The organism is Paenacidovorax caeni (assembly GCF_001298675.1).
GTDB lineage: Bacteria > Pseudomonadota > Gammaproteobacteria > Burkholderiales > Burkholderiaceae_C > Paenacidovorax > Paenacidovorax caeni.
Map to the genome: position 1 here is coordinate 1 of NZ_CYIG01000002.1, position 13,257 is coordinate 13,257.

The following is a 13,257-nucleotide window of genomic DNA, read 5'->3' on the forward strand; positions in this document are numbered from 1 at the left end:
TGCGTCCGCAGGGCGTCAAATGGGCGTGCCGCTGGCTCATAACGCCGGAATTTGCCGGCGAATCGAGCTGCCATCGTCGCTTCGATCCGCATCGCGAAACTCAACGTGCCTCAGTCAGCTCGGACACGCAGGCGGACTGGGTTTTGCAGACCTTCCCTAGCAGCTCATATTTCAATAGCAAATCTACTTCAGATTGCCCGACAGAAAGCGCGCCAGCCGTTCGCTGCGCGGGTTGGCCATGATGGCGCGCGGATCGCCCTGCTCCTCAATCAGCCCCTGGTGCAGGAAGATGACGTGGTTGGATACCTCGCGTGCAAAGCCCATCTCGTGCGTCACCACCAGCATGGTGCGGCCCTCCTGGGCCAGCACCTGCATCACGCGCAGCACTTCGCCCACCAGCTCGGGGTCGAGTGCGCTGGTCGGTTCATCGAACAACATCACCTCGGGCTCCACGGCCAGCGCGCGGGCAATGGCCACGCGCTGCTGCTGGCCGCCGCTCATGTGGTTGGGGTAGGTGTCCTCGCGCCCTTCCAGGCCCACCAGGCGCAGGTACTTGCGCGCACGCTCCACCGCCTCGTCGCGCGACAGACCGAGCACATGCACCGGCACTTCGGTGATGTTGTGCAGCACCGTCATGTGCGCCCACAGGTTGAAATGCTGGAACACCATGGCCAGGCGCGTGCGCAGGCGCTGCAGCTGCTTGTGGTCGGCCGCTTCGAGTGCGCCATCGCGGCCCGGGCGCAGGGCCAGCTCCTCGCCAGCCACCAGGATGCGCCCCTGCTGCGGGCGTTCCAGCAGGTTGATGCAGCGCAGCAACGTGCTCTTGCCCGAGCCCGAGCTGCCGATGATGCTGATAACGTCGCCCGCGTGCGCGGTCAGCGAGACGCCTTTGAGGACCTCGTTGGCGCCGTAGCGCTTGTGGATGTCATCCACCTGGAGTTTGACGGGGGAATTGCGGTGCATGGAATGTCAGTGTTTGCGCGGCGCCAGGTAGCCCAGGAAGCGGCGCTCCAGCAGCTTGGAGGCACCGATCAGCGCGAAGGTGATGCACAGGTAAATCGCCGCGGCGAAAAGGTAGGCCTCGAACGGCAGGAAGAAGTCGGCATAGACGCGGCTGGCTGCGCCGGTCAGATCGAGCAGCGCCGGTACGGTGCTGGCCAGGCTGGAGCTGTGCAGCATCATCACCACCTCGTTGCCATAGGCCGGCAGCATGCGGCGGATGGCACTGGGCAGCACGATGCGGCGCATCAGCATGCCGTGGCCCATACCCATGGCGCGCGCCGCCTCGACCTCGCCCTTGTTGGTTTCGCGGATCGAGCCGGCCAGCGTCTCGGCGGTGTAGGCCGCCGTATTCAGGCTGAACGACAGCAGCGTGCAGAAGAACGGCTCCTTGAACTGCGTCCAGGGCCACACGGCATCCCAGCGCGCCTGCACCCATTCGAGCTGGGCCACGCCGTAGTAGATCAGGTACACCTGAATGAGCAGCGGCGTGCCGCGCATGAAGTAGGTGAAGGTCTGCGCCGGCCAGCGCAGCCAAACGCGCGGACTCACCAGCGCCAGCGCGCAGGCCAGTGCCAGCACCGCACCCAGCCCCAGGCTGTAGAGCGTGAGCTGCAGCGTGACCACCAGACCCTGCCCGTACAACGCCAGCGTGTCGGGCTCGAATATCACACTCCAGTTCATAGCAGCTGCACCTTGTCAGCGCCCAGGCTGTAGCGTTCACTCAGGCGCCGCAGCGCCCACAGCGACAGCGATGTATAGACCAGATAGAGCGCGGCGGTGAACAGGAAGAAGGCAAAGGGCTCGCGCACAGCGGCGCTGGACTGCTTGGCCAGGTACGTCATGTCGTGCAGGCCGATCAGGCTCACCAGCGCCGTGGCCTTGATGAGCACCAGCCAGTTGTTGGTAAAGCTGGGCAGCGCGTAGCGCACCATCTGCGGCAGCGTGATGCGCACGAAGGTCTGCGCCCGCCCCATGCCGAAAGCCCAGGCGGCCTCCATCTGGCCCTTCGGGATGGCCAGGATGGCACCGCGAAAGGTCTCGGTCATGTAAGCGCCGTAGATGAAGCCGATGGTCAGCACTCCGGCGATGAAGGGGTCGAGATCGACGCCCTCCTCGTAGCCGAAGGCTTCGAGCAGGTTGTTCAGGCCGATGGCGCCACCGTAGAAGATCAGCAGCATCATCAGCAGCTCGGGAATGCCGCGCACCACCGTGGTGTAGCTGGAGGCCAGCCACACCAGCGGGCGGCGGCCCGAGAGCTTGGCCGCCGCACCCAGCAGGCCGATGAGCGTGGCCACCGCGAGCGACGCCAGCGACACCGCCACCGTCAGCAGCGAGCCATTCAGGATGGCGAGATAGTAGTCACGCATTAATTAAAAAACCATTCATCCATGGCATAGCCCGCAGCCCGCACGACTGGCGCGGCCCAAGCCAGCAGACGCCGCGCAAGGGCCGCCCCGCCGCGCTGGCGGCGCCCCCCTTACCGGCGAAAGCCGAGAGAAAGGGGGGAGCGGCGCAGCCGCTCGGGGGGTTACTGACCATACGGATCGAAGTCGAAGTACTTCTTGGCGATGTTGGCGTAGGTGCCGTTCGCGCGGATGGTGGCGATGGCGTCGTTGAGCTGCTTCTTCAGGTCGCCCTGGCCCTTGCGCAGCGCAATGCCAATGCCTTCACCGTAGTATTTCGGGTCGTACTGGTCAGCGCCCACGTAGCCAAAGTCCTGGCCTTCGGGCTTGCGCAGGAAGCCACCGTGCACCTCCACCTTGTCGGCCACGGTACCGTCGAGGCGGCCGGCCTTGATGTCCAGATAGACCTGGTTCTGCGACTGGTAGGGCACCACGTTCACGCCTGCGGGCTTGAGTTCGCCCAGGGCCCACTTCTCTTGCGTGCTGCCCTTGAGCACGCCAATCTTCATGCCCTTGAGCGAGGCCGGACCGTCGTACTTGGTGCCCTTCTTCACCACGATGGCGCTGGGGGTTTTGTAATAGCGGTTGGTGAAGTCCACCACGCGCGCGCGCTCGGGGGTGATCGACATGGAGCTGATGATCACGTCGTACTTCTTGGCCTGCAGGCCGGGGATGATGCTGTCCCACTCCGACTCGACGAACACGCACTTGCGCTGGATTTGCGCGCACAGCGCGTTGGCAATATCCACGTCGAAGCCCACGATCTCGCCCGTGGCGGTCTTGGACTCAAAGGGCTCGTAGGCGGGGTTCAGGCCCACGCGCAGGTCAGCGGCGAAGGCAGCGCCGGCCAAGGTTGTGATGGCCAGGGCAAAAAGTGTTTTACGCATGAAGATATTCCTTATGGGAACGGTAAAGGGGCTATTGTCGCTGCCCCGCAAGAGACCGGAGGCAACCCGTCCTTATAAGACCATGGCGCAGGGCAGGCCCGTCTGTTGCCAGGATGTGACAAAACCAGTGCCCCCCGCAGCGCGGGCCCCCTGGCTACGCTCGGCGGCCTACCTGCACCGCCGGAGCGCGCCAGCGCAATCGGGCAACAGCAATTTCCAGCCCAGCGCGGGGCAAGGCCCAACAGCGCTCCTCGATTGATAGCTGCCAGCGCTTGCCAGCCAAGCGCTAGAGGCCAATTTGGCTGAAATTTCTCGCGAATCTTGCCTGGTGGCTACGCCGCGCTATTGCACCGTCTTCGCACCTGGCGCGAGCTCGGCCGGGCCGGTGAAGATCTGCGCTGCGTCCACCGCGTCGAAGTGGTACTGCTGGCCACAGAACTCACACCCCACCTCGACCGTCTCACGCTCGGCCAGAATGCCCTCGACCTCCTCGGTGCCCAGGCTGCGCAGCATGTTGCGCACGCGCTCGCGCGAGCAGGTGCAGGCGAAGCGGGGCCCGGCTGTGCCCTGCTGGGGCACGAAATGCAGCAGCTTTTCCTCCCAGAACAAACGGCGCAGGATCGTGTCCACGTCCAGGGTGAGCAACTCGTCGCGCGTGAGGCTGGCCGCCAGATGGGCGATGCGGTTGTAGTCCTCGTTGTGGCCGTTCTGGTCGCCGCCCGCACCAGGGCCCGAGGCACCGGCCAGATTGGCTTCCCCCTGCTGCGGCATGCGCTGAACCATGAGCCCCGCCGCCACCTGGTCGTTGGCGGCCAGCACCAAAGTCGTGTCGAGCTGCTCAGATTGGAGCATGTAGAAGGTGAGCGCCTGCGACAGGCTCTGGAACTTGTCGCCCTCCACCCCCTGCAGCGGCACCACACCCTGGTAGGGCTGCTGGCCAGGCTGGCGCTCTTTGGGGTCGAGCGTGATGGCACAGCGCCCGGCGCCACCCGCATTCACCATCTCGGCCAGGCGCGCCTGGGCCGGCACCTCGCCCTGCACCGACGCGGTGGCGCGCAGGCCCAGGTCGGACTGCACCTCGGCCACCGCCAGCTTGACCGGCCCATCGCCATGCACCTGCATGACCAGGGCGCCGTTGAACTTGATGTTGGACTGCATCAGCACCCCAGCGGCCAGCATCTCGCCCAAAAGCTCGCGCACGGGCGGCGCGTAAGCGCCGGTTTCGCTGTTGCTGGCGCGCCGGCGCTGGACCTCGGCCCAGGCGTCGGTCAGACGCACGATGGCACCGCGCACGGGCATGCCATCGAACAAAAACTTGTGCAGTTCAGACATCCAATTCCACATCAATCCAGTTTGCGCAACCCGGCCCGAAAGCGTCGCGCGTTGTCCACATAGTGCTGCGCGCTCAGGCGCAGCCCCTCGATTTGCTCAGGCGTGAGCTGGCGCACCGCCTTGGCCGGGCTGCCCAGGATCATCGACCCGTCAGGGAACTCCTTGCCCTCGGTCACCAGCGCGCCCGCACCCACCAGGCAGTTCTTGCCGATGCGCGCGCCATTGAGCACGACGGCGCCAATGCCAATGAGCGACTCGTCGCCAATGGTGCAGCCATGCAGCATGACCTGGTGGCCCACGGTGACGCGCTCGCCAATCACCAGCGGCTTGCCAAAGTCAGCGTGCAGCACGCTCGCATCCTGCACATTGCTGCCCGCGCCGATGGTGATGCTGTCGGTATCGCCGCGCACCACGGTGCCAAACCACACACTGGCGTCCTCGCCCAGCGTCACACTGCCCATGACCTGGGCGCTGTCGGCCACCCAGGCCGTCGCGTGCACCTGCGGTGCCACGCCATCGAGTTCATAAATCGCCATCGCCGCCTTGTCTCCTTGGTGTTTTCCGTCGTTCTTCTTGCAAAACCTACAATTGTAGGGATGGAGCTTCGCCAATGTGCATTGCAGGCCTTGTGCCTGCCAGACCCTGAAGAAAAAGCTGCCGTAGCGCTTTCCCTGCATGCGCAAGCAGCTACCATTTCAATAGCAACAAACGCACCGGCCCCGCCTGCTGACGGGCGCTTATTGCCAGGTCACCCGCCGCGTCCGGAACTGCGCCACCACACTGCCGTGGCCCGCCGCTCCCCCGCTACGCTCGAAGGCCGGGCCATCCTGGTCCACGCCATCGCGCACATCGAATTCAACGCCATGAACCTGGCACTTGATGCCGTGTGGCGCTTCGACGACATGCCGCGTGCGTTTTACCTCGACTGGTTGCAGGTGGCCGCCGAGGAGGCCCGGCACTTTCGCCTGCTGCGCACCCACCTGCAGGGCATGGGCTGGGACTACGGCGACTTTCCCGCCCACCAGGGCCTGTGGGCCATGTGCGAGAAGACGGCGCACGACATCGTGGCACGCATGGCGCTGGTGCCGCGCACGCTGGAAGCACGCGGCCTGGACGCCACGCCGCAGATCCAGGCCAAGCTGCGCCAGGTGGGTACGCCCGACGCACTGGCGGCGGTGGGCATCCTGGACACCATCCTGCGCGAGGAAATCGGCCATGTCGCCATCGGCAACCACTGGTACCGATGGTTGTGCGCCCGCGAAGGGCTTGAGCCCGAGGCACACTACCCCGTACTGGCGCAGCGCTACGAAGCGCCACGCCCCAAGCCACCGCTGAACGACAGCGCGCGCTTGGCCGCCGGTTTCAGCGAAACCGAGCTGCGCTGGCTGACACAGATGTAACAAAACCCAACCCTGAGGCGCCTGTGTGCGCGGCCGGTTCCTTCCTACAATCGATCATCGCCACTGGCCCTGAAATCCGTTCGCCCTCCATGTCCCAAGCTCCCGCCCCCACCGCTGCCGCAGGCAGTGCGCAATCCGCCATTTCCATGATCGCCCGCCAAGCCATCGTGAACGGGCAGCATGTGGTGATCGGCTACGAGCTGTTCAACCGCTCGCGCAGCGTGTCGGGCCACACGGCCGCCTCCGACGTGATCCTGGTGTTCACCGCGCTGTCGCACGCGGGCACCGAGGAACTGGTGGGCAAGAAGCTCATCTTCGTTAACTGCACGCACGAGAGCCTGGCCGGCGGCCACCTTGAACTGCTCGACCCCGACAAAGTGGTGCTGGAGATTCCGCCACTGGGCCACGCCGCCAAGGACGAGGTGGCGGCGCGCCTGCCCATCCTGACCGGACTGCGCGAGCGCGGCTTCCACCTGGCGTTCAACCACACGGTGCTCGAATCGGCCTACGCCGCCTGGCTGCCGCTGGCCGACTACATCAAGCTTGATCTCTCCGTGCTGGCGCCAGACCAGGTGGCCGTGCTCATCAGCTACGCAGGCCGCCACTCCCGCGCCGAACTCATCGCCGAAAAGGTGGAGACGGCGCAGCAGTACGACATGGTCTCCACCATGGGCGTGCAGCTGTTCCAGGGCTACTGGTTCGCGCGCCCGGCGCTGGTACAGGCCAAGCTGCTGTCGCCTGGCCAGGCCAGCATCGTGCAGCTGATCAACCTGGTGCGACAGCAGGCCAGCACCGACGCCATTGAAGAAGTGCTGAAAAAGGACGCGGGCCTGGCCTTCAACCTCATGCGCCTGATCAATTCGGCGGGCTTTGGCATGACGCGCGAGATCACCTCGTTCCGCCAGGCCGTGATGCTCATGGGATTGAAGAAGCTGTTCCGCTGGGCCGCGCTGCTGCTTACCGCCTCGCGCACCGGCGGCGTGCCCTCCTCGGTGGGCCAGACCGCCGTGGTGCGCGGGCGCCTGATGGAGCTGCTGGCTGCCGAATGCATGTCGCCCGAGGAGGCCGACCAGGCCTTCGTGACGGGCATCTTCTCCCTGCTCGACGTCATGCTGGGCATGCCCATTGAGTCGGCGCTCGGCCTGCTGTCGGTACCCGAGCCGGTGGCCGCTGCGCTGCTGCACCATACCGGCCCACTCGGCGAGCTGCTGACGCTGGCGCAAGCCTGCGAAAGCAGCAACGACGCGCTGTTCGACCGCGCCGCAGCCTCGCTGCAGCTCAGCAGCCAGCAGATCAACATGGCCCACTTGCAGGCACTGGCCTGGGCCGACCACGTTACCGAAACTTGAGTGCCTGCGGCGCACACCGCACACCGGGCACAATCGTTAACCAAGGTGTCTGCAGCCGCACAGGCCGCCGACCTAAAATCCGAGCAGCTTTGCCACCCATCAGATAGCGCCCATGTCGAGTAATCCAGACACCGCAGACACGATGCCCACCGAGAGCGCAGAAGAGCAGGGAAACATCGCCATCATTGGGCGCCAAGCCATCGTTGACGAACGCCGTGCCGTGTTCGGCTACGAGCTGTTCGACCGCTCCACGGCCCACGATGCGCACACCGCCGCCAGCGATGCAGCGCTGCTGTTCAACGCCCTGTCCTACGCCGACACCGAGACCCTGGTCGGGCGCAAGTTGGTTTTCATCAACTGCACGCACGACAGCCTGGCCGGCGGCCACCTGGAGCTGATTCACCCCGACAAAGTCGTGCTGGAAGTGCCCACGCTGCACGACAAGGCCACGGCCGAGGACATCGCCAGCCGCCTGCCCACCTTCGAGGCCCTGCGCCAGCGCGGCTTTCGCCTGGCGTTCGACCAGCGCGCGCTGATGCCTCCGTACGTGAGCTGGCTGCAGCACGCCACCTTCATCAAGCTGGACATGGCGGCCTTCCGCCCCGAGCTGTGCGCCCCCCTCGTCAAGCATGTGCGCCTGCACGCGCCCAAGGCACAGATCGTGGCCGAGAAAGTCGAAACGGCCGAGCAGCACGAGCGCATGTCCCAGCTCGGCGTCAAGCTGTTCCAGGGCTACTGGTTCGCCAAGCCGTCCATCGTCAAAGCGCAAACCATCCGGCCCTCGCAGGCCACCATCATTCAGCTCATCAACCTGGTGCGCAAACAGGCCACCACGGCAGAAATCGAAAATCTGCTGAAGAAGGACCCGACGCTGTCCTTCAACCTGCTGCGGTTCATCAACTCATCGGGCTTCGGACTGTCGTGCGAGATCACCTCGTTCCGCCACGCAGTAATGATCCTGGGGCTGAAGAAGCTGTTCCGCTGGGCCGCGCTGCTGCTCACCACCTCGCGCAAGGATGGCTCGCCGCCCGCTGTCGGCCAGACCGCCGTGGTGCGCGGGCGCCTGATGGAGCTGCTCGCGGCGGAGCTGCTGCCGCCCGAGGAATGCGACAACGCCTTCGTCGTTGGCGTGTTCTCCATGCTCGACACCATGCTCGGCGTGCCCATGGAGCGCGCGCTCGAATCGGTGGCCCTGCCCGAGTCGGTGATCGAGGCGCTGCTGCACAACAAGGGCGTCTTCGCCCCCTTCCTGGAACTGACCCGCGCTTGCGAAAGTGGCGACGATGCGGCGTTCGCCCGCACCGCAGACGCCCTGCACCTGTCGAACCACCAGATCAACATGGCGCACATGAACGCGCTGATCTGGGCCGAGAGCTTGAACGCCGACGAATAAGCCTGCGCCGCTGCCATGGCAGCGCATGCCTACGCTACTAAATAGATAGCTGCTTGCGCTTTATGGACGCGTGCTAGAGGCCGATTCGGCACCGACTCCAGCTCACCCCCGTGGATGGTGCTGGGCATGCAGCGCCTTGAGCCGCTCGCGCGCCACGTGGGTGTAGATGGTGGTGGTGGAAATATCGGCATGCCCCAACAGCAGCTGCACCACGCGCAGGTCGGCACCATGGTTCAGCAAGTGTGTGGCGAAGGCGTGGCGCAGCGTGTGCGGAGACAGCGGCACGGTGATGCCCGCCAGTTGCGCGTGCTTTTTCACGATGACCCAGAACATCACGCGCGTCATGCCCGCGCCACGCTGCGTCACGAACAGGTCGTCGCTCTGCTGCCCGCCGAGGATGGCGCCACGCGCCTCGGCCAGGTAACGCTGCAGCCACGCGCGCGCCTCCTCGCCGAACGGCACCAGGCGCTCTTTGCCCCCCTTGCCCAGGACGCGCAGCACGCCTTCGGCCATGCTGAGGTGAAACGTCTTGAGCGTGACCAGCTCGCTCACGCGCAGGCCGCTGGCATACATCAGCTCCAGCATGGTGCGGTCGCGCAGGCCCAGCGGCTGCCCCACATCGGGCGCAGCCAGCAGCGCCTCGACCTGGGTCTGCGACAGCGTCTTGGGCACACGCAGCGGCTGGCGCGCAGCCTGCAGGCGCACCGTGGGATCCTGCACCATGCGCTGTTCACGCAGTGCCCAGCGGAAAAAGCGCTTGAACACCGTGAGTCGCCGGTTGGCGGTGGTGGCACGGGTTTGGCCATGGCGGTGTGCGAAATAGGCGCTCAGGTCTGCCTCGCCGGCCTCCAGCAGCCCCCGCCCCTGCGGTGCCAGCCAGCGCGCGAAGGCGCGCAGATCGCTACGGTAGGCCTGCAAGGTATTGCGCGACAGTCCTTCTTCAAGCCACAGCGCGTCGGCGAAGGCATCGATGCTGGCATCGCTAGCGTCCGGCGCTACAGGCGCTGAAGGCGCTGCAGGCAGCACAGGCGGACAGGATTCGGTGCGGGTGGGGTGCATACGGCACGGGTCCGGCCCGCCAGACCCATCCTGGCGGCCTGCCCGACGCAGATCAAAACCGGCATTCTGCCCTGCCTGGCCTGGCCCAGACCAGCCGACAGGCAACTCTTATTCACCATGCATCAGCGGTGAGATTTTCAAGAAAATCCCGCTGCTGGCCAGAGAAAATCCGCAGCGCCCCCCCATACACCCTACTGAATAACCCGGGATTCCCCCTGCCACCGGCTTGCCAGGAACCACGGCCACGGCGATGATGAAACGTTATTGCGTGTGAAAGCTGCCGCCACGTGGCTGCGGCTCCTCCCTCGGTCGAAATTCACACTTTCAAGCAACGAGAAAATATCTGGAGAAAAGCGATGGGATGGAGTGCAACCGCCATGAAAAAACTGACGGCCTGCTTCTTGCTGGCATGCGGTTTGATCGGCTGTTCCGGCGATACCAAAGCACCCGAAGAGGCCCGGCATTACGATTTTTCAATGGAAAACGGCACGCTTGAAATGAAAGATGGCGTGCGTCTGGCTGTCACATACTATCGCCCTTCCGCCAAAGCGCCTGGCGAGACTTTCCCGGTGATCATGGAGATGCTGCCCTATCGCAAGGATGATTTTTTTGCGCTGGGAGACTACGAATATGGCGCCTACTTTGCCAAGCGTGGTTATGTCGTTGCCCGGGTGGACGTTCGCGGCACAGGCGCAAGTGAAGGGAGCATTCCCGTCAGCGAATATTCCGAAGCAGAGATTTCCGATGCCGAGGAACTGATCGCACAGCTATCCCAAAAGAGCTGGTCCAATGGCAAGGTGGGCATGTACGGCCTTTCATGGAGCGCCTTCAATTCGCTGATGACGGCGCACAGGAAACCGCCGGCACTCAAGGCCATCATCGCGGCGCATGGTTCGACGGATCTTTTCTACAACGACGTGCACTACATTGACGGTGCATTGCACATAGATTCCTATGCGCACCAAATCGACACCGACAATGCCATGCCGCAAAGCCCGGACTACCGCATTGACGAAAACTACTTCAATAACAGATTCGACAAGGAACCTTGGCTATTCACCTGGCTGCGCCAGCAACAGGATGGTGAGTTCTGGCGCAAGGAATCGGTCAAATTCAAAGAACCCCTGGAGGTTCCTGCCTATTTGATCGGTGGTTTGCTCGATGGCTACCGCGATTTCGTCATGGAAGTCAGCCATACCGCGAAGGCGCCCGTGATTGCCGAAATTGGGCCATGGAACCATGCATGGCCAGAATACGGCGTGCCCGGCCCCAATTACGAATGGCGGCAAAAGGCGCTGCGTTGGTGGGATTATTGGCTCAAAGGCGTCGAAAATGGCATCTTGAATGAGCCGCGCTGGACGACCTTCATGCGCACCGGACACGCGCCCGCCACCGACAGGACCACCGTTCCTGGCTTTTGGCGCTGCCACAGGCAGTGGCCGTTGGACGGCAGCAGCACCCTGCGCCTTTATCCGCACGCCGTGCAAAAACTCGGCGACACCCCTTCACCGCAGGAGAGCACCGACAGCCTGCGCTACCGTGCTGGCGCCGGGATGGCTGCAGGCGGCTGGTGGGGCGAGCAAACGGGCGACATGGCAGCGGACGATGCCCACAGCCTGGTCTACGACTCGGCCCCGTTGACCGAGGCCATCGACATCATGGGCATGCCGCAAGTGCGCTTGCGCGTGGCGGCGGATGCCCCCTTCTACCAATGGACGGTGCGCCTGGAGGACGTTGCCCCGGATGGCAAGGTGTCGCTGGTCAGTGGTGCGGCCATCAATCCTTCCCAGCGCTTCTCACGCCTTGCGCCCGCAGCGCTGGTACCAGGAGAGCCCACCACGCTGGCCACGTCGATCCATTTCACCACCTGGCGCTTCCAGCCGGGCCACCGCATCCGCCTGGCCGTTGCCAATGCGCAATTTCCCATGATCTGGCCCAGCCCCACGCCAGGCACCACGCATCTTTTGCTGGGCGAAAACACATGGCTCGAATTACCAAAAGTCCCTGTGGCCAACGCCACCGATACGGCCTGCACGCTGCCCCCGCCAGAGCCCAGCGATGTCGCGCCTTTTGGCAGGGAGCTGGAAAAGCACAATCCGGCTTTCAACAGCGTTCGTGATGAAAAAACTGGCGATTCGACATTCACGACGGCCAGTGACATTACCTGGGTCATTCGCGAAAACAAATACCAATCGCGTGAGTCGTACCGCTGGAGCGTGAATGACGCCACCCCTGCCAACGCCCAATACCATGGCGAACGCACAAACGTATTCAACATCGCGGGCAATGAAATAGACCTTGCCACCACAGCGCGCATTGCATCGGATACTGGCTATTTCCACGTTACGTTCACCAAAACCTTGCGTCAAAACGGCAGCCTGGTGAGGGAAAAAACATGGACAGACCACATCCCGCGCAGGTACCAGTGAGGTAGGCCCCGCGTTCTTGCGCTACGCTCGCCCGGTGAACTATGCGCAACTGCTTTTCCCGGATTTCTCCCTGATTCTCGGCGGCTACCTCATCTGCCGCTTCACGGCACTCAACCGCGCGGTCTGGCAACCCGTCGAGGGGCTGGTGTACTACCTGCTGTTCCCGGTGCTGCTGTTCCAGTCCATCGTCAGGAACCCCATCAACGTGCACGAGGCCTCGGGCCTGATGGCCGCCGGACTGCTGCTGTGCCTGGGGGGCATCGCCCTGGCCTACGCACTGCCCCACCTGCCCGGCATCGGGCAGCACATGCCCGCGCGCACGCATGCCGGCGCAGCGCAGGTGGCGTTCCGCTTCAACTCCTTCATGGGGTTGGCGCTGGCCGAGCGGGTGGCAGGCAGCCAGGGGCTGCAGATGATCGCCGTGCTCATCGGTGTGTGCGTGCCGCTGCTCAACGTGGCTGCCGTCTGGCCCATGGCGCGCCAGGGCGAGCACCATTTCCTGCGCGAACTGCTGCGCAACCCGCTCATCATCGCCACGGTCTCTGGCCTGGCCGCCAACCTGGCGGGCCTGCACATTCCTGGCTGGATGGCGCCGACCGTCTCACGCATCGGCAACGCCGCCCTGGTGCTGGGCCTGATGGCCGCCGGCGCAGGCATGCAGTGGGGCCACCTGCAGCACACCCGCCTGCTGTCGGTGCTGCTGCTGGGCATACGCCACCTGCTGCTGCCACTGCTGGCCTGGGCCGTGGCGCACATGCTGGGGCTCGACGCCACGCAGACCACCGTGCTACTGGCCTTCTCGGCGCTGCCCACCGCGTCGAGCTGCTACGTGCTCGCGGCGCGCATGGGCTACAACGGCCCGTATGTGGCGGGCCTGGTCACACTCTCCACGCTACTGGCTTTGGCCAGTTTGCCGTTCGCGCTGGGGCTGCCGCGCTAGCCTGCCAGGTTTCAAGCCAAAAAACGGCTCTAGCCCTTGCTGGTAAAGCGCTAGCAGCTATCA

12 protein-coding genes are annotated in these 13,257 nt (G+C 64.5%); 5 read left to right on the plus strand and 7 right to left on the minus strand.

What is annotated here, in order from left to right:
- Window positions 1-183: 183 nt before the first annotated feature.
- The 6 genes from BN2503_RS00915 to BN2503_RS00940 all read right to left on the minus strand — a co-directional run bounded on the left by BN2503_RS00915 (window position 184) and on the right by BN2503_RS00940 (window position 5,160).
- Complete coding sequence (locus BN2503_RS00915) at window positions 184-963, minus strand: ABC transporter ATP-binding protein (protein ID WP_054254770.1); 780 nt, start codon at window positions 961-963, stop codon at window positions 184-186.
- A 6-nt stretch (window positions 964-969) separates the two neighbouring features.
- Complete coding sequence (locus BN2503_RS00920) at window positions 970-1,683, minus strand: ABC transporter permease (protein ID WP_054254771.1); 714 nt, start codon at window positions 1,681-1,683, stop codon at window positions 970-972.
- The gene (locus BN2503_RS00925; protein ID WP_054254772.1) at window positions 1,680-2,369 is read right to left on the minus strand and encodes an ABC transporter permease; all 690 of its coding nucleotides are present in this window, start codon (window positions 2,367-2,369) and stop codon (window positions 1,680-1,682) included. The genes BN2503_RS00920 and BN2503_RS00925 overlap by 4 nt, the downstream gene beginning before the upstream one ends.
- Window positions 2,370-2,530: 161 nt before the next feature.
- A complete protein-coding gene (locus BN2503_RS00930) occupies window positions 2,531-3,292 on the minus strand; it encodes a lysine/arginine/ornithine ABC transporter substrate-binding protein (protein ID WP_054254773.1) in 762 nt (253 codons plus the stop codon).
- Between the two features lie 342 nt (window positions 3,293-3,634).
- Window positions 3,635-4,624 (minus strand): Hsp33 family molecular chaperone HslO, encoded by a 990-nt coding sequence (gene hslO / locus BN2503_RS00935; protein WP_054254892.1) that lies wholly within the window; start codon window positions 4,622-4,624, stop codon window positions 3,635-3,637.
- Between the two features lie 11 nt (window positions 4,625-4,635).
- Complete coding sequence (locus tag BN2503_RS00940) at window positions 4,636-5,160, minus strand: gamma carbonic anhydrase family protein (RefSeq protein ID WP_054254774.1); 525 nt, start codon at window positions 5,158-5,160, stop codon at window positions 4,636-4,638.
- Window positions 5,161-5,220: 60 nt separating this feature from the next.
- On the opposite strand from BN2503_RS00940, the gene BN2503_RS00945 reads away from it, so the two are divergent.
- From BN2503_RS00945 to BN2503_RS00955, 3 genes are all read left to right on the plus strand, one after another.
- Window positions 5,221-6,024 (plus strand): ferritin-like domain-containing protein, encoded by an 804-nt coding sequence (locus BN2503_RS00945; protein WP_054254775.1) that lies wholly within the window; start codon window positions 5,221-5,223, stop codon window positions 6,022-6,024.
- An 89-nt stretch (window positions 6,025-6,113) separates the two neighbouring features.
- Window positions 6,114-7,373, plus strand: coding sequence for an EAL and HDOD domain-containing protein (locus tag BN2503_RS00950; RefSeq protein ID WP_054254776.1), 1,260 nt, complete (start codon window positions 6,114-6,116; stop codon window positions 7,371-7,373).
- 112 nt (window positions 7,374-7,485) lie between these two features.
- A complete protein-coding gene (locus BN2503_RS00955) occupies window positions 7,486-8,766 on the plus strand; it encodes an EAL and HDOD domain-containing protein (RefSeq protein ID WP_054254777.1) in 1,281 nt (426 codons plus the stop codon).
- Between the two features lie 102 nt (window positions 8,767-8,868).
- On the opposite strand, the gene xerD is transcribed toward BN2503_RS00955, so the two are convergent.
- Window positions 8,869-9,825: a site-specific tyrosine recombinase XerD gene (gene xerD / locus BN2503_RS00960; protein WP_054254778.1), complete on the minus strand. Its 957-nt coding sequence runs from the start codon at window positions 9,823-9,825 to the stop codon at window positions 8,869-8,871.
- 377 nt (window positions 9,826-10,202) lie between these two features.
- Between xerD and BN2503_RS00965 the strand changes: the two genes are divergently transcribed.
- Both BN2503_RS00965 and BN2503_RS00970 read left to right on the plus strand, forming a co-directional pair.
- Window positions 10,203-12,254 carry a CocE/NonD family hydrolase gene (locus BN2503_RS00965; protein ID WP_233494972.1) on the plus strand — a complete coding sequence of 684 codons (2,052 nt, stop codon included), beginning with the start codon at window positions 10,203-10,205 and terminating at the stop codon, window positions 12,252-12,254.
- A 34-nt stretch (window positions 12,255-12,288) separates the two neighbouring features.
- Window positions 12,289-13,194, plus strand: coding sequence for an AEC family transporter (locus BN2503_RS00970; RefSeq protein ID WP_054254780.1), 906 nt, complete (start codon window positions 12,289-12,291; stop codon window positions 13,192-13,194).
- Window positions 13,195-13,257: the final 63 nt, after the last annotated feature.